The organism is Rhizobium herbae (assembly GCF_017873135.1).
Taxonomy (GTDB): domain Bacteria; phylum Pseudomonadota; class Alphaproteobacteria; order Rhizobiales; family Rhizobiaceae; genus Pararhizobium; species Pararhizobium herbae.
Map to the genome: position 1 here is coordinate 51968 of NZ_JAGGJV010000006.1, position 22495 is coordinate 74462.

At 58.8% G+C, this 22495-nt stretch carries 19 protein-coding genes and 2 pseudogenes; 13 read left to right on the forward strand and 8 right to left on the reverse strand.

All coding sequences use genetic code 11. From position 1 onward, the window contains the following. Positions 1-154: 154 nt before the first annotated feature. Complete coding sequence (locus J2Z75_RS16820; protein ID WP_209853934.1) at positions 155-1552, reverse strand: FAD/NAD(P)-binding protein; 1398 nt, start codon at positions 1550-1552, stop codon at positions 155-157. Positions 1553-1789: 237 nt separating this feature from the next. Continuing rightward, a complete protein-coding gene (locus tag J2Z75_RS16825; protein WP_209853935.1) occupies positions 1790-2182 on the reverse strand; it encodes a BRA0787 family protein in 393 nt (130 codons plus the stop codon). A 657-nt stretch (positions 2183-2839) separates the two neighbouring features. Between J2Z75_RS16825 and repA the strand changes: the two genes are divergently transcribed. The 4 genes from repA (at position 2840) to J2Z75_RS16845 (ending at position 9373) form a co-directional block, all read left to right on the forward strand. After that, the gene (gene repA / locus J2Z75_RS16830) at positions 2840-4066 is read left to right on the forward strand and encodes a plasmid partitioning protein RepA (RefSeq protein ID WP_209853936.1); all 1227 of its coding nucleotides are present in this window, start codon (positions 2840-2842) and stop codon (positions 4064-4066) included. A gap of 190 nt (positions 4067-4256) precedes the next feature. Beyond that, positions 4257-5261: a plasmid partitioning protein RepB gene (gene repB, locus J2Z75_RS16835; RefSeq protein WP_209853937.1), complete on the forward strand. Its 1005-nt coding sequence runs from the start codon at positions 4257-4259 to the stop codon at positions 5259-5261. A 232-nt stretch (positions 5262-5493) separates the two neighbouring features. Continuing rightward, positions 5494-6804, forward strand: a complete 1311-nt coding sequence (gene repC, locus J2Z75_RS16840; RefSeq protein WP_209853938.1) for a plasmid replication protein RepC — start codon at positions 5494-5496, stop codon at positions 6802-6804. A gap of 241 nt (positions 6805-7045) precedes the next feature. Continuing rightward, a complete protein-coding gene (locus J2Z75_RS16845) occupies positions 7046-9373 on the forward strand; it encodes a DNA translocase FtsK (RefSeq protein ID WP_209854295.1) in 2328 nt (775 codons plus the stop codon). A 409-nt stretch (positions 9374-9782) separates the two neighbouring features. Here J2Z75_RS16845 and J2Z75_RS16850 read toward each other — a convergent pair. The 3 genes and pseudogenes from J2Z75_RS16850 to hemN form a co-directional block, all read right to left on the reverse strand. Next, positions 9783-10116, reverse strand: a pseudogene (locus tag J2Z75_RS16850) (PIN domain-containing protein); the annotation flags it as partial. Positions 10117-10180: 64 nt separating this feature from the next. Beyond that, a complete protein-coding gene (locus J2Z75_RS16855; protein ID WP_209853939.1) occupies positions 10181-10462 on the reverse strand; it encodes a hypothetical protein in 282 nt (93 codons plus the stop codon). Between the two features lie 472 nt (positions 10463-10934). Then, on the reverse strand, positions 10935-12287 hold the full coding sequence (gene hemN, locus J2Z75_RS16860) for an oxygen-independent coproporphyrinogen III oxidase (protein ID WP_209853940.1): 1353 nt from the start codon (positions 12285-12287) through the stop codon (positions 10935-10937). 287 nt (positions 12288-12574) lie between these two features. Between hemN and J2Z75_RS16865 the strand changes: the two are divergent. The 7 genes and pseudogenes from J2Z75_RS16865 to J2Z75_RS16895 form a co-directional block, all read left to right on the forward strand. Then, positions 12575-12759: pseudogene (locus tag J2Z75_RS16865) on the forward strand (helix-turn-helix domain-containing protein); the annotation flags it as partial. Between the two features lie 106 nt (positions 12760-12865). Continuing rightward, entirely contained in the window at positions 12866-13312 is a 447-nt protein-coding gene (locus tag J2Z75_RS16870) for a pseudoazurin (RefSeq protein ID WP_209853941.1), read from the forward strand. Between the two features lie 331 nt (positions 13313-13643). Further along, the gene (locus J2Z75_RS16875; protein WP_209854296.1) at positions 13644-15164 is read left to right on the forward strand and encodes a PAS domain-containing sensor histidine kinase; all 1521 of its coding nucleotides are present in this window, start codon (positions 13644-13646) and stop codon (positions 15162-15164) included. Then, a complete protein-coding gene (fixJ, locus tag J2Z75_RS16880; protein ID WP_209853942.1) occupies positions 15151-15771 on the forward strand; it encodes a response regulator FixJ in 621 nt (206 codons plus the stop codon). Before J2Z75_RS16875 ends, fixJ begins: the two co-directional genes overlap by 14 nt. A 106-nt stretch (positions 15772-15877) precedes the next feature. Then, complete coding sequence (locus J2Z75_RS16885; RefSeq protein ID WP_209853943.1) at positions 15878-16222, forward strand: transcriptional regulator; 345 nt, start codon at positions 15878-15880, stop codon at positions 16220-16222. 80 nt (positions 16223-16302) lie between these two features. Continuing rightward, positions 16303-16947, forward strand: a complete 645-nt coding sequence (locus tag J2Z75_RS16890) for a helix-turn-helix domain-containing protein (RefSeq protein WP_209853944.1) — start codon at positions 16303-16305, stop codon at positions 16945-16947. Between the two features lie 130 nt (positions 16948-17077). Beyond that, entirely contained in the window at positions 17078-17554 is a 477-nt protein-coding gene (locus J2Z75_RS16895; protein ID WP_209853945.1) for a BON domain-containing protein, read from the forward strand. Between the two features lie 77 nt (positions 17555-17631). On the opposite strand, the gene J2Z75_RS16900 is transcribed toward J2Z75_RS16895, so the two are convergent. Continuing rightward, positions 17632-19350, reverse strand: a complete 1719-nt coding sequence (locus J2Z75_RS16900; protein WP_209853946.1) for a SulP family inorganic anion transporter — start codon at positions 19348-19350, stop codon at positions 17632-17634. Between the two features lie 878 nt (positions 19351-20228). Next, complete coding sequence (locus tag J2Z75_RS16905) at positions 20229-20732, reverse strand: hypothetical protein (RefSeq protein WP_209853947.1); 504 nt, start codon at positions 20730-20732, stop codon at positions 20229-20231. A gap of 233 nt (positions 20733-20965) precedes the next feature. Here J2Z75_RS16905 and J2Z75_RS16910 point away from each other — a divergent pair, with 233 nt between their 5' ends. Both J2Z75_RS16910 and J2Z75_RS16915 read left to right on the forward strand, forming a co-directional pair. Then, on the forward strand, positions 20966-21421 hold the full coding sequence (locus J2Z75_RS16910; protein WP_209853948.1) for a pyridoxamine 5'-phosphate oxidase family protein: 456 nt from the start codon (positions 20966-20968) through the stop codon (positions 21419-21421). A 301-nt stretch (positions 21422-21722) separates the two neighbouring features. Next, entirely contained in the window at positions 21723-22097 is a 375-nt protein-coding gene (locus J2Z75_RS16915; protein ID WP_209853949.1) for an EF-hand domain-containing protein, read from the forward strand. A 32-nt stretch (positions 22098-22129) separates the two neighbouring features. Here J2Z75_RS16915 and J2Z75_RS16920 read toward each other — a convergent pair whose 3' ends face one another. After that, positions 22130-22483, reverse strand: coding sequence for a GNAT family N-acetyltransferase (locus tag J2Z75_RS16920; RefSeq protein WP_234937393.1), 354 nt, complete (start codon positions 22481-22483; stop codon positions 22130-22132). Between the last annotated feature and the right edge of the window lie 12 nt (positions 22484-22495).

Below are 22495 nucleotides of genomic sequence, written 5' to 3' on the forward strand. Positions count from 1 at the left end.
GCTACGGAAAATCCGTTCGGATTGCATGACTTCTTGAGGCGTTACGCCCCGCAAAGCAGGACGCTTCGGTTCCGGCTATGGAATGAGGGCGAACGGCGGCGATCCCGGGCCGCAACGTCGGTGCCGTCTGGCGGGTTGATCCCGTGGACCGCTATCAGCCCGCCTGCAGCTGCGGTCGCGCTCTTGCGTCGATCAGTGCCGCGGCGGCATAGGTCTGCGTCACGATCTCCGGAACGAGGTCGATATCGGGAAGCGAGCCGAGGCCGAGGGGGCCGATGGCAAACAGGCCGACTGGCCTCCCCCTCTGTGTCAAAAGTTCGCCGGCCGGATTGACGGCCAGACCGAGATCGAGTTCGTCGGTGGTCGCAAGGCCGGCGGAAAGAAGATCCGCAACCACCGGATCTTTCAGGTCAGGCGACAGGCATCGGCAGTCAATGACTTTGTCGGCGGCAAAGTGCTCCCCGGTCGTTTGGCCGGCCCATCGCACAAAAAGCCCATCCGGCATGTGCTTGAGCGTGGTGCCCCGTTTCATCTCGGTTAAGCCGCCGGCCAGTTCACGTTCGAGCCTCGCGTGAACGTCCGCCGGGAGCCGGTTGCGATGGCTGTCGTAGATTGCTCTCAGATGCCGGTTGAACTGCCGCTTTTCGCTCGGCGGCAGAGAAGCCCACAGGGTGCGAGCGCGTTTGCGCAATCCGTTCATGGCGGCCTGCCAGCTCCAGCCGTTTTCTTCCGCCTCGGCACACGCCTTGCGGACGAAGCGGACGATGTTTCGGAGCTGTGAAGGCATGGGTTGAGAGGGAAAGACTGCATCTGCCGGCATCCGGGTGTGCGGTTGCGGCAGGAAGCCGCGGCGCGACAGGATCGTGATGCGCCCGGCGAATCCGCCGTCGCGCAGTTGCAGTACCTGATCGACCGCACGCAGCCCGTTGCCCATGACGACGACATGTCTTGGAGCACTCCGGCGGTCCCGTAACGTCGCTTCCAGATCCTGCTCGGGCTTTTCCAGTGGCACTTTCAAACCGTAGCCGGTGGCCAGAACAACGGTGTTGTAGATTGCCTCGCTGCCATCTGCCAAGCCGAGCGTGAACAGGCCGTTGTCATTGCGGCGGATACTGGTGATGCCTTCGTTGGACATCTGCACGCTGACATCCGTGCGCTGTGCCAGGGCTTCCGAAAACCGCTGATACACATAGTCGCTGAAGGTCGACTTCGGTACGAAAATCTGGCCAAAGCCCGGGATCGCCGCCGACACCGCTTCGCGGAAAGGAGCATTGGCCTGCAGCCAGCGGGTGAAGTCCTTCGGCTCCCCAGTCGAGACGGAAAGATCGCGGGCGCGGCTGTTGAGGATTTCGGTGGACCGCGCCGTTGCCAGGGCCTGACCGCCACTGACGATCGGCCGTGGATCGAACATGCGCAGACGGAAAGGTTGGCCGACCGATTTCAGAAGGGCGATTGCCATCATCAGTCCGGAAAAGCCGCGACCGACGATGGCAATCTGTAAAGGCTGGTCTCCGTGGGGAGTGAAGGGCGACGAAAGGCCGTGAACCGTCATATCATTTCCTCCCCGCATCATGCGGCTGGATGGTTGAACCTCGGCACTCTCACTTAAACGCCAGTTCAGAAATATACGGGACACTCTATGTATTTTGTTATTTTAACCACGGAGAACTCCGGGTATCAAGTCGTTTTCACCCACTGTTAATTTTTGATATGTTTCCGTTACTTAGTCGGCGGACATCGCTATTGCCGCCGCTGGCAGGGTCAAAACCGGGCCAGATTCACTTCCGTTTCACGGATCGGCGCGGTCGGCGCGCAGCTTTTCAAATCGCCGGATGAACGCGCTGATGTCGCTGCTGCTCCGTCGAAGCTGCCTCTTCCGCACCATAACGCACATGACACGGGCGGCGGTCGAAAACGTCATGTCGTCCAGCGGGCTATTGCGGCTCAAAGGCTTTGACAGCCGCTCGGTGATGGCACTGACCATATTGTTCGGCAGAATATCGGTGCAGTCGCGCATATGATCAAACACGATCCCGATCGAAACCGGCATACCCTGATGATAGACGATGGGAGCTTCGGTCCCGTCAACCCAGTCATCATAGGCTTCGAGTGCATCGCGGAACAGTTGATGCAGCGTGATCGGGGCATGCCCCTCGTGGAGTTCGGGCAAAGGGTTGTTCATCTGCACATCCTCATCGTTGTTAGCGGTGGTTGGTGCCGACAGAAATCGACCTAACGCCAAAAACGTGGGGGGAGGCGAATTGTTCCTCTTGGTTCAAACTAAAATTGTTCGATGTTCAACCGCCGGCGATGCGAACTGGCGTCCGGGTGGATGCCCCCCTTTTGCCTCAGCGAAAAGCGCTTGCGGCGAGCGGAGGTCGACTGCGTCATGATCCCGTAGCCATCTGTGGCGTTCCGCTCCAGACCAACCTGCCCCGCTCGCGGACGATCCACGGAAAACGCGAATGCCTCAAGCGTCATTGCCACGGCATCAAACAATCCGACACCAGGCGACAATGCCGTGATTTTTGTGGTTGAGTTGCGTGCGTGTTGAGTGAGTCGGACGGGTGACCCGTCTTTTCTCCTTTGGAATCGCATTTGCCGGATGATTGCCCACATGAATCATTTCGCGTGGAGTTTCTCGTCACGGTAGATGGCGAAACCGAGAACGCTTTGTATTCATACGCGAAATGCATCGCGGCTCGCCGTAGATTCAATTTCTCATCTGCTCGGCATAACCGTCTGTTAACCAATAACTTCTTGCACGAATCGTTGTGTTGCGTATCGTCACGGTTATATCGCCCATCGGGCCATTTTACCGTGACGAAAGTTTTTGACCGTGAGCAATGCCATTCGAGCGACCAAGATTGAGCGGAAGACCGTCGATGAGACGATCGGAGATCATGCGGCAATCATCAGCTCGCAGCTCCAGGCGATCAGCGAAGCGCTCTTCCCGCCGACTGCCAACAAGACGTTGCGGCGGTTTACCTCCGGCGAGGCGGCCCGGCTGATGGGCGTCTCGGATTCGACGTTGCGCAAGATGACGCTGGCCGGCGAAGGGCCACTGCCTGACCTCACCAGCAATGGACGTCGTCTGTATACCCTTCGCCAGATTAACGAACTGCGCGAGAAGCTCGCGCAGACGGCGCGGGGACGGGAGGCTTACAATTTCGTGCCGCGTCGTGGCCCCGACGATCACCTGCAGGTCATTGCGGTCACCAATTTCAAGGGTGGCTCTGGCAAGACAACCACCTCGGTTCACCTTGCCCAGTATCTGGCGCTGCAGGGATACCGTGTGCTTGCCGTCGACCTTGATCCGCAGGCGAGCCTCTCCGCCCTGCTCGGCGTCCTGCCGGAAACGGATGTGAAGTCCAATGAGACGCTCTATGCCGCGATCCGTTACGATGAGGAGAAACGTCCCTTGGCGGACGTTATCCGCAACACCTATTTTGACGGGCTCGACCTGGTCCCCGGCAATCTCGAGCTGATGGAGTTCGAACACACGACCCCGCGCGCGCTGACAACCGGCGCCCGCGATGGCGATGGAATTTTCTTCACGCGGGTTGCGCATGCGCTGGATGAAGTCGCCGATAACTACGATGTCGTCGTTATCGACTGCCCTCCCCAGCTTGGTTACCTCACCCTGAGCGGGCTCTGTGCCGCGACATCGATGGTGGTCACCATTCATCCCCAGATGCTCGACGTGGCCTCAATGAGCCAGTTCCTTCTGATGACGCACGATCTGCTGGCCGTCGTTCGCGAGGCCGGTGGAGAGCTGAAATACGATTTCATTCGCTATCTGCTCACCCGCTATGAGCCACAGGATGCACCACAGACCAAAGTGGCCGCCCTCCTCCGGAACCTGTTTGACGATCACGTCATGACCAATCCGATGGTGAAGTCGGCTGCCGTGTCCGATGCCGGCTTGACGAAGCAGACCCTCTACGAGATCGGACGGGAAAACCTGACGCGCTCGACATATGATCGGGCAATGGAGGCGCTCGACGCGGTCAATGGCGAGATCGAATCTCTTGTCCGCCAGGCATGGGGGCGCACTCCAAAATGACCCCCGTTGAAGCATCAAATTCGAGTTGTTGGGAACTCCCAACAACGAGGGCCAACCCCTCCCAAGCCAATACCCGATGGAGACATTTGGCGGCCGTGGCGCTCAGGTCGGACATGTCCGTTTCGGGCCGGAATTCATCGTTGGGAACTCCCAACGCAAGCCGATCGCGATACAATCAAGGTGGCCTGCTGTGAGCCGAAAAGATACCGTCAACACGCTGTTTATGCGAAAGCCCGAGGGGTCTCCCCCGGTGGCTGGTGTCGAGAAGAATACCGATCGCGTCCGCACGGGTGCTATCTCTGCCATGGGGGCATCGCTCCAGGAGATGACCGAGGGCGCGCGCAGCGCTGCCAAACTCCAGGAACAGTTGGCCTCTGGGTCTTCGGTCGTCGATCTCGATCCAGCGCTCATCGACCATTCGTCGGTGAGCGACCGCATTTCCATAACCGTCGATCCGGGCTTCGAAGCACTGGTCGACAGCATGCGCGAAAACGGACAGCAGGTTCCAATTCTGGTACGCCCGCAGCTGGCATCACCCGGCCGTTTCCAGGTGGCCTATGGCCGCAGGCGCCTGCGTGCGGCAGCCCAGCTTGGCAGGACGGTCCGGGCGATCGTGCAGACGCTGACGGACAACGAACTCGTCATCGCGCAGGGCAAGGAAAATCTCGACCGGCAGGACCTTTCCTATATCGAGAAAGCGCAATTTGCTCGACGCCTCGAGGATGGCGGTTACGATCGCGCAACGATCATGGCTGCACTCTCGACCGATAAGGGTGATCTCAGCCGTTATATCTCGATTGCCCGCAGTATCCCTGAATATCTGGTTCAGGCGATCGGCCCGGCTCCAAAGGCAGGCAGGGCGCGCTGGGCGGCGCTGGTGGACCGTGCGGAGCGAAAGCAGCACATGCTGGACGCGCTGATCACGGACGCGGAATTTCTCTCTGCCGACAGCGACACGCGCTTTGGCCGGATCTTCGAAATGCTCGGCGGCGAGCCGGCAAAGCGGAAGCCGAAGGCGCAGGAGTGGAGAAGTCCACAAGGGCGGAAAGCGGCACGTATCGAGCGCGACGACATCCAGACGCGGATTGTTTTCGATGAGCGCCAGGTTCCGGAGTTCGGCGGATATCTCGCCGATCGTCTGGATGATCTCTATGCGGAGTTTACGGCCAGCCGGAAACAGGGTGGCCGACACTAGCTTACACCGGGCCGTCGCCGTGGCGCGGCCTTAAGATCAACCGCTATCGAAGGATAGGCAAAAGACAAAAATCGGCAAAGAAAAAGGCCCCCGAAATGCTTTCCGGAAGCCCTTCTCGACTGTTTGGCGACTGAGAGAATCACACTTCCTGGAATCGTAGTCAAGTCTCTTCATTGAGATTGGCGTCATTTTGACGAGCTGGATGGCTTTGCCCTTGTGAGAGGCAGAGGCGATGGAAGGTAGAAGTGTGACGACGCCCTTTGGGCGGCGGCGGATGACGCTTGGCATGTTGGCAAGTCAGTTCGCGACCCAGGATATTGAAGACGGCAAGAGCGTCGACAAATGGAAGCTCTATCGGGCGCTTTGCGAGGCGAGACCTCTGCTTGGCGTGACCGATCGGGCGCTGGCAGTGATGAGCGCATTGCTGAGCTTCTATCCGAAGGACGAGCTCTCCGAGACGAATGGTCTTGTCGTGTTCCCGTCCAATGCCCAGCTCTCGCTGCGCTCCCACGGCATGACCGAACAGACGATCAGGCGCCACGTCGCTGTTCTCGTTGAAGCCGGACTTATCGTCCGCAAGGACAGCCCGAACGGCAAGCGCTACGTGCGCAGGAGCGGTGGCGGCGTGATTGACGAGGCGTTTGGGTTCTCCCTGGCACCGTTGCTCGCACGCGCCGACGAGATCGAGCATCTGGCGGCGCAAGTGACCGCCGAGCGCCTGCATTTGCAGCGCTTGCGCGAGCGGCTGACCCTCTGCCGGCGCGATGTCTCCAAACTGATCGAGGCGGCGGTGGAAGAGGGGGCGAGCGGCAACTGGGAGATGGTTACGACCCATTTCCGGGCGCTTGTCACAGCAATCCCGCGCACGCCAACGGCAATAGAGGTTACGACGGCGCTCGACGAAATGGAGATGCTGCGGGAAGAGATTGTCAACCAGCTGGAAATGCAGATTAAAACGAAAAATATGAACGGCAATCCCTTCCAAAATGATCGGCACATACAGAATTCAAATCCCGAATCCTCCTCTGAACTTGAACCTAGCTTCGAGCAGAAGCTGGGCAAAATTCCGGAGGGCGAACAAGTCGCTCCTGCCGCGACGACAGATGAGCTGAAGCGAGTTGATCATCGAACCCTCGGCGGAGCGAAACCGAAAAATGCCAGGGGTGAGCAAGCCCATTCGATGACGCCAGCCCGGATGAAGGCATTCCCTCTGGCGCTGGTACTCCAAGCCTGCCCAGAAATCATCCCGTATGGCTCCGGGGGGGCTATTTCCAGTTGGCGAGACCTGATGGCCGCGGCTGTCGTCGTTCGATCGATGCTTGGGGTCAGTCCTGATGCCTATCAACAGGCTTGCGAGATCCTTGGACCGGAAAATGCGGCGACCGTCATCGCCTGCATTCTGGAGCGGGCAGGGCATATCAACTCTGCCGGCGGCTATCTGAGAGATCTGACAAGACGGGCGGAAAAGGGCGAATTCGCTCTTGGCCCGATGATCATGGCGCTTGCCAGGGCCAATGGAAATTCTGTGAGAAGGGTCGGCTAGAAAGGGCTGATTAACCTTTATTTTCTATTGAAAAGGGTGTGCCCATTGCCCGTGAATTTTGAGTGAGCAGGTCCCTATGCGTCTTTCCCGAACCAATTTTTCGAACGCCTTCGATAACACGGGAGAACAGCCCGCAGACCCTGAAAGCCATCTGATGAAGACCGATGTCCAACGCCGTATCTACGGGGCACCCCTCGACGTGAAAAGCGACGAAAGTCCGTACGAAGTCGATACCGACGCGATGGCGGAGATCGAGGGGAGGGGAGACGCGCCTGTCTGGCAGAGCGCCTTCGTGCTTGGCCCGAACGTGCGTTTTACCCGGACACCGGAGAGCGTCTATTCGAAGCGGTCGGCCGTTGAAGCAAGCAAGGAAACGGAAGTCGCAAGCTTGAATGGAGAGACTGTCACCAGCGTGACGGACAATGCAGGAGCGACTGCGGAAAGCCCGCTGGTGCCTGGACAGGAGGGCGAGGACGTGTCGGGTATCCAGCTGCTTTCGCTCCGCCTGAAGCGCGAGATCGAAACGCAATCGGATGTGCCATCGATCTGCGAGGCCACTGAGCTGGCTGATATCGATCTCGTTTGTTTTCCGACGGAGGAGGCGCCGTCGACAAACGTTCCGGAACCAGCATTCAAACGCTCGAACTCTTTCCTGCATGTATCCGACGAAGTGTTCTGGAACACCATGGACATGGAAGCCGACATGGATGTTCTGGCACCGGCTCTGCGATGGCAGCCCCCGGAAGTTCATTCGTCGTCCAACTCGGTGACGGCGCTCTACCGGGAAATTGGCATCAAGCCGGCCGATCGACAGTTTGCCGGACCTGTCATCTCCGAACCTGCACCCATCAAGACGCCGCCCCGAGTGCTGGAGGAAGCCAAGCCGCCCGTGTCAGTGACCGTAAGTCACGTCGAGCCTGCGCGCGCAACGAAGCCGCAGGTGACGGTGGCCAAACCAATTCGGGCGGTCCGGCCGGATACCTTCGTCGCGATCCCGGAAGTGGCGGCCGGCGCCGGCGAGTATATCTTTCCGCCAGTTACGCTTCTGCAGGAGCCATCCGTTCAGGAAACGGCTGTTATCACCCAGGAGGCGCTGGAGCAGAGCGCCGGGCTGCTTGAAAGCGTGCTGGAAGATTTTGGCGTTCGCGGCGAGATCATCGATGTCCGCCCGGGTCCCGTTGTCACGCTCTATGAATTCGAGCCGGCACCAGGTGTAAAGTCGTCGCGTGTCATCGGCCTTGCCGACGATATCGCCCGTTCGATGTCGGCACTGTCGGCCCGCGTCGCCGTCGTGCCAGGCCGCAACGTCATCGGTATCGAACTGCCTAACCCGGTTCGCGAGACGGTCTATTTCCGCGAACTGATCGAATCGGAAAACTACGGGGAGACCCGCTTCAAACTGGCGCTTTGCCTGGGCAAGACGATCGGCGGCGAACCGGTTATTGCGGAACTTGCGAAGATGCCGCATCTTCTGGTCGCCGGCACCACGGGGTCTGGAAAATCCGTGGCGATCAACACCATGATCCTGTCCTTGCTTTACCGTTTGAAGCCGGAGGAATGCCGGCTGATCATGGTCGATCCGAAGATGCTGGAACTGTCGGTCTATGACGGAATTCCGCACCTGCTGACACCAGTTGTGACGGATCCGAAGAAGGCCGTGATGGCGCTGAAATGGGCCGTCCGGGAAATGGAGGACCGCTACCGCAAGATGTCGCGGCTCGGCGTTCGCAATATCGACGGCTACAATGCGCGGGCGGCAATGGCGCGGGCAAAGGGAGAAACGGTGCTGTGCAGCGTGCAGACCGGCTTTGACCGCTCGACAGGCGAAGCCATCTTCGAACAGGAGGAGATGGACCTCGCGCCGATGCCCTACATCGTGGTGATCGTCGACGAGATGGCCGACCTGATGATGGTTGCCGGCAAGGAGATCGAAGGCGCGATCCAGCGGCTGGCGCAGATGGCACGCGCCGCCGGTATCCACCTGATCATGGCGACGCAGCGTCCGTCCGTCGATGTCATTACCGGCACGATCAAGGCCAACTTTCCGACCCGCATCTCGTTCCAGGTGACCTCGAAGATCGACAGCCGCACCATCCTTGGCGAGCAGGGGGCCGAGCACCTGCTGGGGCAGGGGGATATGCTCCACATGGTCGGAGGCGGGCGGATCGCCCGTGTTCACGGTCCTTTTGTGTCCGACGAGGAAGTCGAAAAGGTCGTCGCGCATCTGAAAACACAGGGGCGACCGGAATATCTGGGCACTGTCACCGAAGACGCCGAGGAGACCGACGAGGCCGCGGAAGAGGACGCCGCTGTCTTCGATAAGAGTGCAATGGCCGAGGAAGACGGAAACGACCTCTACGACAAGGCGGTGAAGGTCGTCCTGCGCGACAAGAAGTGCTCGACCTCCTACATCCAGCGGCGCCTGCAGATCGGCTACAACAGAGCCGCCTCGCTGGTTGAGCGCATGGAGCGGGAAGGGCTTGTCGGGTCGGCAAACCATGTCGGCAAGCGAACGATCCTGTCTGCCGGTCGCGAAGTCGTGGAGATGGCGGTCGGTGATGAGGAATAGGTTGCCGATCCTGTAGCCGTAGCGTTGGGGCAGGGGAGGCAGGCATCTATTGTTTTAAGGCCTTGCTGCCTTGGTGAGGTTCACCCTCAATCGGTCTCGCCCCGCTGATACTTGCGGGCCAGCTCCGGGGAGGAGTGGCCGAACCGCTTTTTCACATGGCGCTTGTCGACGTCGGCCGAGGAGCGCAAGTGCCAGCGGCGCGGTGTTTACGATATCGGAACCGTTATCGTGGAAGAATGCGGCTCGGTCGGCGGCGTGGTTTTTGGAGTCGGTGATTTCGGCCATTGTCGCAGTCAACAGCATAATGATCGATAAGGCAAGATTATCGTTCGTTATTTGATGACGACGAGGAGTGCGGTTTTAACAGAGATTTGGCTCGAGAAGCGCACGCGGTAAAGTCATCCCAGCCGGGGTCAACGATGATGACACCGGTCCCCTCGAAGTCCTTGACGTTGCGGGTGACAACCGTCAGCCCGCGAATGAGTGCTGTCGCAGCAATCAGGGCATCGACTTCATTGCGCCTGTCGGGGATAGGCAGATGGGCATACCGTGTGGCAACGTCGTCATCGACCGGCAGGATCCGACGGGCGACTTCAGGCCGAACATGGTTGTTCCAGCCAGGTCCGCGGCCGTGCGCCCTGCCGGGCATCGCGGCGCTGCACGCCAAGGATACCGCGCTCCAATTCCAGAATGGCGATGTTCAGAATGACGGCTTCTAGCGCGCCGAAACGGGAGGCGTACATGATCACTGTGCCGAAACTAGGCTCTCGTCACACCCGCAATCAACGTGATCGAGACGATAGCCAGTCAGCCGGAGGCTGACCCTCTGAACCACATAAAGTCGCCCGCCGCCACTGCTTCCCGTCCCCGTAAGGCTCCCAGCACTGCCCAGATCGAAGCCACCGTCATCACCATGGCACCGAAAATTCCGAGCTTCGAGGCGAACTCGGGATCGCCGGGAGCCGGTAGAAGGACCAAACCGAATATGAGCGCCTTTGGGTTCAGCATGGTGGTCAGATAGACGTGTCTCGCCGTCACTTCATCCGGGGTGCCATCGTTCTCGTGCATGCGCCACAGCCTGACAGCCATCAACATGACCCATCCTGCGGCCGCGAGTTTCATCACGACTGCGATGATCTGCCAACGCGAGAACTTCCGATCCCAGCCAGACCAGCCGCAGGATCGTCGTGAGATAACCGAGCAGTTCGGCCGGGATCAGCCGTCGGGCTTTGCGAAGCCCGTTTTGCGCTCCCGCAAGGCGCAGCGGCGAACTTTGACAGCGATCAAGTTCGGGAACATCGTTAAACTTGGCGTGGTTGATCTGCATCAACGTCCCAGAAAACCAGCCGCGTTATGTTCCACCGGAACAACAGCGTTCGGACGGAACGGCTTCGCTCTGGTTGGAAATATCTCCAAGCTTCCCAGTCGGCTGCCGTCCATATATCGCGGCCTGAGGGGCTAGGGAGGCGAGGCCGCGACGAAGGCCCGGCAAGCCGGATTGCCGGGCCTTCTGCTCTTGCACCAGGGGGGCGGAGGTCTGGCCCCACAATTCCAATCGTGGCTATGCCGCCTTGCTGAAACTGCGGCCGGAGTTGCCGAAATAGGTATCGAATGCGGATGCCACCGCGCGGATCATGAACCGGTTGCCGTCGCTCACACGGACGTGACCTGCATCGAGTGCCACGACGCCATCGTCCATCAACTCCTGCAGTCTCGTGTTGCCGTTCGACAGGAGCGCTGAATCGAAGCCGTGGACGGACGCAAGGCCTGCGATGTCGACGGTGAAATCGCACATCAGCCGCTCGATCACATCGGCGCGGAACCGGTCCTCCGCGGTGAGAGCGTATCCTTTCGCGGTGGCCAGCCCTCCGTCCGCGATGCGCTTCGCATAAAGACCGAGTGGGACTTCGTTCTGAACGAATCCCTCGGCGAAGCTGCCGATCGACGATGCGCCGAGGCCGATCAAGGTCCGGCATTCGTCCGTGGTGTATCCCTGGAAATTCCTATGCAGTCGGCCGCTGTCTGCCGCGATGGCTAGGTCGTCGTCTGGACGCGCGAAGTGGTCCAGGCCAATGCGCTTATATCCTGCCGCCATGAGTGCGTGGGTGATCGCTTCCGCCTGTTCGTTCCTTTCCTGCGCGCCAGCAAGGGCAGTTTCGTCTATCAGCCGCTGATGCTTCTTGAAGCCGGGGACGTGCGCGTAACCGAAGACGGCGAGCCGGTCCGGCCGCATCGTGATCGCGGCCTCGACAGTGTCGATGCAGGACTGCACCGTTTGGAAAGGCAGTCCGTAAATGAGGTCGAAGTTGAGCCCCGGGATCCCGTTGGCCCGCAGGCGGGAAACCGCCTCTGCTGTGATTTCCGCCGACTGGATGCGGTTTATAGCCTTCTGGACGATGGGATCAAAGCTCTGTACGCCGAGGCTCGCCCGAGTGACTCCCATTTGCCCGAGGGCATCTGTCATTTCACCAGTCAGTGTCCGGGGATCGATCTCCACCGCGATGCGGGCGTCCGCGCAGACCGCGAAGTTTGCACGCAGAGTGTCCATCAGCGTAACGAATTCCTCCGGCCGCATGGTCGTCGGAGTGCCGCCACCAAAATGGATTTCACCGACTTCAAGACGCTCATTCCGCGATCCGCCGACCAGGGCTATCTCCCGCTGCAGGACGTTGAGATAGTCAAGGATCGGCTGGTCTCTTTCGGAGATCGTCGTGTGGCAGCCGCAATACCAGCACATCGAGCGGCAGAAGGGGATGTGGAGGTAGAGGGAGGTGCTTTCACCGGAGGGCACGGACTGCAGCCACTTGACGCAGTCACCAGGACCGACATCGGACGAAAACAGAGGCGCCGTCGGATAGCTCGTGTAACGGGGCAGACGCTCCTCTCCGTACTTCTCGATCAATGTCCTGGTCATCGGGTGCCCCATCCTGCCAAATTTGGTTTCCTTGAGTGTTAGCCGTGGGCGCGCGATATGTCTTTGATCCATCGCAAGTGAACGCGCTGAAAGAAATGCGACGAAGTTTGCTCGCGAACAAAGTCGTACACCGACCTGCGATCGATTCTCCTTCCACGGTCTGGATGATCTGCCGCGAAGCGAACTCGAATACCGGAACCACATGACCAACCTGCTCGCTCCACCCCTCATCGATGCCCGCACCATTTCCCCCCAATATCGGCGCACCTCCATCTTCGGGGGGCGCAGGCGTCCGTGTCGACTTCCCAATCTCGCGTTGAGATATGCCGAGATGACAGGAACCGCGCTTCATGCCGTCTCTCGCATTCTCAGCGCGTGGGAGGTGAAAGGATTTGTTGAGGGAGGGCGTCAGAAGCTGCCCGTCCTTAATGTGGCGTGGCTTGCCGCATTGGCCGGCGAGGCGGAGAAATGACGGGTATTCGCTTCAGCGTTTGTCTCAGATCAAATTGGATTCGATCACCTCCGCTATGTTGCTTTGCAACGAAGCCAAGTTGGCTTCTGTTTCAAGGAGCATTCACATGAGGAAGTTCATTAAGACTATCGTCGGCTCGGTCATTCTGGCGGCATCGTTCGGCTTCACGGCCAGTGCAGCGGACTTCGAGGTTCATATGCTGAACAAGGGCAAGGACGGCGCGATGGTCTTTGAACCAGGCGGCATCAAGATCGCCACGGGTGACAGCATCACCTTCATCCCCACGGACAAGAGCCATAACGCAGAGACCGTCAAGGATCTAATTCCGGAAGGTGCAACGGCTTTCAAGGGCAAGATGAACGAGACCATCAAGATCAGGTTCGACGCTCCAGGAGCTTATGCGGTGAGGTGTGCGCCCCATGTCGGCATGGGCATGATCGCTGTCGTGGTCGTCGGAGACGCACCTGCCAACCTAGACGCCATCAAGACCGCCAAGTTTCCTAAAAAGGCGCGTGAACGGCTTGATGCCGACATTGCTAGCCTCGGGCTCTGATCGGGATTTGTCCAGCCGACATTGAAAGTAGCCGACTGGACATCGAGGCACTGTGATGAAGACAATTCATACCGATATTAGCGAAAATGGTCATGCCAAAGCGGACCTTGCACTCAAGCAAGCGCTCTTGGAGATGGTCGGTTGCCCCGGCGGGATCTCAGAGGGGGCTCCTGGCTTCAATATCGTCTGTTCGTCACCCCGTGATCGTACAAGTTGAGTTTGCACGGGTGTCCACGCGTGGACACCCCATCTTTCTGCATGCTACAACCCGCCACGTCGGCACGGTCCGTGTTGATTGTTGACACAAGGGCAACGGGTGAAGCCTCAGATGATGCCGCACAGGAACGGTGCCCCCCGAACGAGCCTTGCGTCGCTGATACTTGACAGGAAAATCTCTCGCAGGCGGGCGTATCTGTTCGCAGTGCTGGCGGCCTGTTTTTCCATTCTCGTTGCCTTCCTTGTTCGCAACGGTCTGGCTGGTCTGACGGTTGTCGATCTGTTCATTCCTGCAGTGCTCGTCGTATCGGTAGTGGGTGGGGTGACGTCGACATTGATCGTCGCCGGCCTCTTGTGCGTCGTCGTGGTCGCGATGGAAACCGGGACGGGCGCTCCGTTCCAAACGCTATGGGTCGAACTCGGATTCTTCATCGTGGTTGCCATCGCTATTGCGCTCATCAGCGAAGTGCTGAGAGATGCACTCCTGGCTGCGAAGAACGCCGAGAAGGCCCTCAGTGTGCGGGAGGCTCATCTCAAGTCCATTCTGGACACCGTTCTCGATGCAACCATCGTCAGCGAGCAGGATGGGACGATCGTGTCCTTCAATGCCGCGGCCGTCAGGCAGTTCGGCTATGCCGAAGAGGAGGTCATCGGCCAGAACCTCCGCATTCTGATGCCACAGCCCTATCGCAAGGAACACGACGGTTATCTCAACCGGTATCTGAGCACCGGGGAGAAGCGGATCATCGGTGTCGATCGCGTGGTCGTCGGACAACGGAAGGATGGTTCCACGTTTCCGATGAAGCTCGCAGTCGGTGAGATGCGTTCCGGAGACAAGATATTCTTTACAGGTTTCGTCCGAGATCTTACCGAGCGTGAGGAATCCGCTGCCCGTCTCGAAGAAATTCAAGGTGAGCTTGCCAGACTGGCCCGCCTCAATGAAATGGGCGAGATGGCGTCGACACTCGCGCACGAACTGAACCAGCCCCTTTCGGCGATCGCCAACTACGTGCACGGGTGTTCGCGCCTTCTGCGGGGCATGGACACCGACGTCGCGGTGATGATGAGGGAGGCCCTTGAGGAGGCTGGCAGCCAGTCTCTGCGCGCCGGACAGATCATAAAACATCTGCGTGAGTTCGTCAGCAAAGGCGAGACCGACAAGGCACCGCAGAACATCCGACAACTAGTGGAGGAGGCAGGTGCGCTGGCTTTGGTCGGATCTCGTGAGAAAGGTGTCAGGACCGTATTTGACTATCACGCAGGAGCGGAGATGGTGATGGTCGACCACATCCAGATCCAACAGGTGTTGACCAATCTGATGCGCAACGCCATCGAGGCTATGAAGGACGCTCCTAAAAAGGAGCTGATCGTTCGGATCCAGCCAGGTGCCCCAGGACAGGTGACCGTGATCGTCGAGGATACGGGCTCGGGAATTCCGGAGGAAATCTCGGCACAGCTATTCAAGCCATTTACAACCACGAAGCCTGGAGGAATGGGAATCGGACTGTCGATATCGAAACGGATCGTGGAAGCGCATGGCGGAACGATGACCGTATCGCATACCTCGTCTGGGGGCGCGAGCTTCCAATTCACGCTGCCTGCTTATGATGAGAGAGACGACCATGTCGAAGGATGATTTCACCGTCCATATCGTCGACGACGAGGAACCAGTCCGGAAATCGCTTGCGTTCATGCTGACGATGAACGGGTTCGCCGTGCGGGTGCATGAATCGGCCACAGCGTTCGCGCAGTTCGCACCTGGCGCGCGAGACGCCGTTCTGATAACCGACCTTCGTATGCCGGACATGACGGGCGTCGAACTGATCCGAAATCTGTCAATGCTGACGAATAGAATTCCCTCGCTGGTGATCACGGGGCACGGCGATGTTCCGATGGCCGTCGAAGCCATGAAGGCCGGAGCTATCGATTTCATCGAAAAACCGTTCGAAGACATTGTCATCATCGACGCGATCCGCCGGGCGGCCGACCAGCTTCACGACAAGCGCGTCGCAACAGATTCCGCCGAGGACGTCCGCGAGCGTCTTGCGACACTTAGCGAACGCGAACGTCAGGTGCTGTCGGCCGTGGTTGCCGGGCTGCCGAACAAGTCGATCGCGTATGATCTCGATATCAGCCCCCGTACGGTGGAGGTCCATCGCTCCAATGTTATGGGCAAGATGAAGGCGAAGAGCCTGCCCGAACTTGTCAGGATGGCGCTCGCCGCTGGATTCGGTCCCGCTTGATGACTTTCGGCGTTTCGCTTGATTTAAAGCAAGGCATGGTTTCCCGTTCGGAAGTTACTTGAGTGTTTGCAGCGGGTTCCCCGTCTGCGGACAACGGGATATCGAGTTGCAGCTATCACAGACCATTGTCGCGATCGCCACTGATGACGCCTTGCTGCGTTCGCTTGCGTTCACGCTCGGGGTCGAGGGGTACGTGGTCCGGTCCTACGGCTCGTGGCAGACTGCTCGGGAATGGATAGAGACGTCGCTCTGCGTGATTGTGGATGTCGACATCTGCCGCGAGGACGTCGACGCTCGACGGTCCTTGCTTGATCCGGCAAGCCGCATCGTCCTGCTCACCGACGGCATGCCGGCTCCAAACGTATCAGCAAACACCCGCCTCATCTCGAAGCCCTTGGAGGGGGCAGACATCGTCGAAGGCGTGAGCCACTTCCACCGGGTGCGTACGTAGAAACCCTTAGTGGTACAACCGAATTTCGCCAACAGCTTCTCTCGTCCATGGTTTCCTCACGATCACAAGGGGAAACGACAATGTTCGCAGGTGCACTCACCGCAACCCAATCACACCCAGTCCGCACTCGGGGCGTTCCCGCCCCCTCATTCCTCCCGCGCGCCAGGCAGATCAGCCTGTTTGCGCCGGAGGGTGAGATTTATGCGCAAGGCGAACAGGCCGGAGCCCTGTATCGGATCGAGTTCGGTGCGGTTCGTGTGTATCGCTTGCACACAGATGGCCGCCGCCAGATCGTGGCCTTTTATTTTGGCGGAGAGACCTTCGGTCTGGAGGCGGGCCGAACCCACAGCTTCTTTGCCGAAGCCACGGTTCATACCGGGCTGTCGAAATTCGCCAATGCTCCAGGGGAGCTGGCATCGCAGGAACTGATGACGCTCGCGCTTCGCAGCATGTTGCATGCTCAGGAACATTTACTCGTTGTCAGCCGCCAGAGCGCTGTTGAAAAACTGGGGGCGTTCCTTCTGGATGTTGCGGAACGCCAGGGCGACCTCGACCACATCGATCTTCAGATGACGCGCGTCGACATCGGCGAGTATCTTGGAATGACCATCGAAACGGTATCCCGCAGTTTTTCAAAGCTCCGCGAGGAAGGGATTTTGCGACTGCACGGTGCCAAGACCGTTGAAATCATCCAGCCGGAAAAGCTTGTGCTCCTTTGCAAATAACCACCGCGGACGGACGTGCGTTCAAGCGGAAGCCGTCCGGCCGATGTGTTTGATCCCTGTCAAAGACAGCCTTCCCCTTTCGTGTTTCAAAGCAACTTCAGCGCAGCATGCGCCTGAAGGGAAGCAAGCAATGGACGATCTCGATCTACGGAATCTGGTCTTGGCTACGTTGGAGCGCCTGCCTCTGATCGCGGCTTCTCACATCGGCGTAGCCGTGCGTCAGGGCGTGGTCGTATTGACCGGCCACGTCGTGGACAAGAGCCACAAGGCCGTCATCGAGTTTGCTGTCATCAACCTGCCTGAGGTCAAGGGGCTGGCGCAGAAGATTCACGTTTGCGCCGATCTAGAGTTTCTCGATTCTGATGAAGAGATTGCGCGGCGGATGGTTCGGATGATCGAATGGAATATCTCGAATCCTCAGAACGATCTTCGGGTAAGGGTCGAGGACCGCTGGGTGACGCTCACTGGCCACGTCGGTTGCAGCCAAGACCTCGAGAAAGCCGAACAGTTCGCAAAGATCGTCCGGGGGTGCGCCGGCTTCAGCAACAATCTCGCCGTTTCCAACCAAGCGAGGGTCGCCGATGCCAGTCGGGAGGCTGCCGCCTGACGTTTAGGAACGGCATGATGACGGGCGATAGACGCGCCTATGCGGCATTATGGAGCAAGTGTCATTTCGGTGCCGGATCACGGCTGACTGTTTGCTGCAATCACTGCGTGGGCATCACTTACCGCATCGCCTACCGTTGCCTTGAAACGCACCAGTGGGCGACGTACGCCGTGAAGGAGCAGGGTGCGACGGACCGGTGAACGAGCCCCGGCGATATAGATGGCCACTCCTTGACGCTGGGTCTTGCGCACAAAGCCCTCGATTGTGACGGCAGCGGTTGAGTCGATGACCGGCACTGCCGAAAAGTCCACGACATAGGCTTTTGGGTGCTCGGCGATGCGATCGAGCGCGGCTGCAACACTTGTCGCTGCACCGAAGAAGAAAGCGCCGGAAATGCGGTAGACGATTACGTCGCGGTCGGTGGCCAATGCGGGATCGTACGGCCGACGGTCGTTGCCATTCGCGGTATCAGCGCTATCCTGCTCCAGCAAGAGGGATGCGCTTTCGACTTCGACGGCCTGAGCCATGCGGTGCAGAAAGAGCAGCGCGCTCAGAACGAAACCGATCAGGATGCCTTCGGTCAGGTCCCGAAAAATCGTCAGCAGGAAACTTGCAAGCAGCACCACTGCGTCGCCGATGGATGCCTGGAGCAGCGTGGAGAAAGCATGCTTTTCCGCCATGTTCCATGCCACGGTCGCCAGCACCCCGGCCAGTGCGGCAAGCGGGATGTAGGATGCAAGCGGCGCGGCGAGTAGCATGAACATCAACAGAAACACCGAATGCAACATCCCCGCGACCGGTCCGCGCGCGCCGGAACGCACATTTGTTGCGGTGCGGGCGATCGTGCCGGTGACGCAAATACCGCCAAATAGGGATGAGGCGACATTCGCGATGCCTTGTGCCACCAGTTCGCAGTTCGAGCGGTGACGCCTGCCGGTCATACTATCGGCGACCACCGCTGAAAGCAGGCTCTCGATGCTGCCGAGCAGGGCGAATGCGCCGGCAGCGGGTAGGACGGCGACGATCTTTTCGAACGAGGTCGACGGCAGATGTGGGGCGGGAAGCGAGTCCGGAATGCCGCCGAAACGGGTGCCGATCGTTTCAACCGGCAAAGCGAGCAGATGCGCGAGAACCGATGCCAGGCTGATGGCGACGAGCAGCCCCGGCCAGTGCGGCCTATGGCGCCGAAGGAATATGATGACTGCGATAGTCAATCCGGCGAGCCCCGCCGCTGCTGCGTTGGTCGTAGGCAGTGCCTGCCACAATGCATCAAGCTTCGGCAGCAAAGGGCCGGGCTCCGCGGACGGCAAGGTCAGTCCGAGCAATTCCTTGATCTGGCTTGCAAAGATAATCAGGGCGATGCCCGCGGTGAACCCGACGGTGACAGGATAGGGGATGTATTTGACGAAGGTGCCAATCCGCAGAAGGCCTGCGAGCAGCAGAATCAATCCGGAAAGCAGCGTCGCCAGAATGAGGCCGTCTATTCCATGAACTTGAACGGTCGCGAGCACCAGAACGATGAAAGCACCAGCGGGGCCGCCGATCTGAAATCGACTGCCCCCCAGCGCCGATACCAGGAAGCCGCCGACGATGGATGTATAGAGGCCACGATCGGGGGTGACGCCCGAGGCGATGGCGATTGCCATGGACAGGGGAAGCGCCACGACGGCGACGGTCAGGCCGGCAACTGCGTCGGCGCGCAGGTCGCTGAGCCGGTATCGTTCACGGAATACCGTAATCAGCTTTGGAGTAAACAAATCGAGGAAGCGCGGTTCAGGCAGGGTGCGCCCGATCATGACAATCCTTTCAGTCACCGTAAGTGCGGCGGACCGACCACTTTATCGAGTGCCGGCCTTTGTGCTGTGGCGCGGCCTCCTTGAAGCGGCCGCCTCGCCCGTTTTTCGCGCTGACGGCATTGTCGGCGATCAGCTCAACGCCGGCAACTCCCCATGCTGAATCGTTAGCAGCGAGACGCCGGCGGGAGTGGTAAGCTCGCGCTGCTCGATCCCGAGAATGGCACGAGCAGCGCGCATTTGGTCGGAAAGCAATCACGCTGGGTTCAAGCTCCAATTGTTGTTTCTATACTATCTACTGCAAAGAATGACGTCAAATTCATCAAGCTTCAGGAACTATCCGGGCACCTAAGTCGCTGAATCCGTGGTGAAATGACAACTGTCGATTGTATTTCGTTGCTGCGGTCGTCCAGTTAGGTCAAAACTTGCAGAATCGAATAGATGAGTGCCGCTATTGGCATGACAATCGCCAATGTTAGCAGGGCATCGTGAGTGATGCTGTCCCATAGCCTGTTGCGCCTTTTTTCGTTGGGCCGTCTCATTTCGTGCCCTCTGGCTTAAATATTTCAGTATACGACAAATTTCATCAGCAGGCATTTGGGAAGGCGCGCCATACTTGAAGATCTAGTGGTCGCTGGAGAAAGTAGGCCTGCTTCTGAAATTCGTCCGGGTGCAGCTTCGGCCGTGCGCTGCCTACGTACGTGAACGTCATCGGCTTCGGCCCTGGCTTCTAGCCGGTCCCGACCCGGGCGAGCTGGCGTCCCCCACCTTCGAGCATGGATCGGATCGCGCGATTGAGGTGGTGAAGGTGGATGCCACGCAGTTCAGACGATGCCGTCGATCAGAAAGCGAGCCGCAAATTGATTTGCGGCGTTTCGCATTTAATCAACGTGGCGTATCTTGGCAGCGCGATTGCCCCGACCTTCTAAGACTTGCAACACACGTTCCTGGAATGCCAGGTGATCCCACAGGTCATCGAGAAGTGCGGCAAGCCGCAAGCCCAGCGCATCCGGGTCTTCGACCGGCCCCCCATCCCCGATCTCTTCGAGAAGGTCTGCCAGGCGTTCGGCCCCACTATTATCTAGGGTGCGCGCGGATTTTGGCACGCGGAGTGTACCGATCCTGCCATCTGCTCGGTCAAACTGCGCAAAGGGGGAGAAGTCTGCTTCTGCCCTACGTTCGCGTTCAAGAAGCAGGCGCAGATTGACGGCGGTGAACGCGCACAGACTCCGATCGATCAGGTTTGGCAGGGATCCGCTGATCGTTTCCAGCTCGGCGCAAAGCGCGGTCTCGGATTCGTACGACGACTTCATATCCTCAATCGTTGACGAAAACTCGGCGCTGCCGTTGGTCTGCGAAAGGATTTCCGCACTGCCGGGTGACATGATGCACTCCATGGCGCAAGGTGGACAGTGTCGCGCTTCTAAAATCTCTTCGCATTGATCCAGATCAAGAAACCTTCAGCGAACAATCGTATCCTCGCGTTGTGCACGTAGGATGGAGATTTTCGTCAAGTGGCCATTTGCCACTGGTGAGCCTATCACCGGGTTGATTGGTCACACGTCTCCGACCGTCGGAACATTGGCGCCGGCGACGACAGCATAGAGGAGGCTGCAGCATGAAGCTTCGCGAGTTAGCACCGGACGATTGCATGGAACTCGTAAGGGCGGGTCGACTGGCCCGGCTGGCCTGCTGCCGCGACGACCGTCCATACGTGGTGCCGATACACTACGGTGTTGACGGAAACGTGCTCTACAGTTTCACGATGCCGGGCCGGAAGCTCGACATGATGCGGGCAAACCCGTTTGTCTGTCTGGAAATTGACAAATTCGATCACGGTCACGAGTGGACGAGCGTCGTTGTCGACGGCGTGTTCAGGGAACTGGAGAATGAGGAGAACCGGAGCCGGGAAAGGATTCATGCATGGTCGCTGCTGCAGCTAAACATCGATTGGTGGGAACCTGGGGCCTTTAAGCCGCAACAGCAGCCAGTCCATTCAAAGTCTCCGCATGTGTTTTTTGCAATCGAGATTTCAGCGGTTTCAGGGCGGCACGCCAGCAAAGACGATAGCTGACATTCCCAGTGCGATAGCTACGGTGCTGACATTCCGGTCGGCGGTTGCGCGGCACGGCCGGGCGGTGGACGCCGTAGAGGCTATAACCGGCAAGTGTCCAGGATTGGATAGCAAAAAACCATGAGACCTAAAATGGGGTCCCTATTACCTCCGGTGCCCAGCCGTCATTGGCAGGCGGGGCTTGATTTAGCGCAATGCGGGATTCCCTGGAATCGCAAATACTGATGCGGGCCAAATCGGAAGAGAAACACGATGGGGCCTCACCGACGACATGGACATCACTCAAGGGAGGAGAAACGTTATGACCTCAGCCAGATTGATCCGCAGCGTCATTGGCTCCGCGCTCATTGCCGCAAGCGCGATGACCGTAGCCTTGGCGCAGATGCAAACACCCGAAACGGACGGTGCGACAATGCCAGACCAGGGAATGCAATCTGGTCAGCCAGGCATGATGGGCAGAAATATGATGCGATCGGGAATGATGGGCGGAATGCCGATGGGTGCAATGCGCGGGCATATAATGAAGTTTATGTTTGCCGTCGCGGATGCCGATGGGGATGATGCGCTCTCGTTCGACGAAGTAACCACCATTCACAAGCGGATTTTCGACAAGGTCGACGGCGACAAGAATGGCAAGGTCACTCAAGAGGAAATGCGATCGTTTATGCGAGAGTAACGTATGAAATTTGCCACGCTCTATCTCGGACATCATCTGTTGACCGCCCCGCGGAATAGGGGTGAAGCGGGGCGGTGCAGCAGAACGAGCGTCGGGTCGTCGTAGTAGTCCAGGGCTTTGAAACCCATATCCCGCTCCAACTCGATCGCTGAATGGTTCTCACGACTTTCGATGAACTTGATGCTTTTGATCTTGTGCCGTTCCGCATAGCGGCAAATATGGGCAAGCATTTCCCAGCTTATTCCACAGTGTTTGAAATCGTCACGGATTGTCAGTGCGACCTCGCCTCGCTGACCATTCTTGTCGGTGGCCAGCATTGCCACCGCAAGCAGCGTTTCGCTGGGAGATAGGGCAAGAAAATTGACGACGGGCGGATCGTCATGCATGTCATTTCGGCG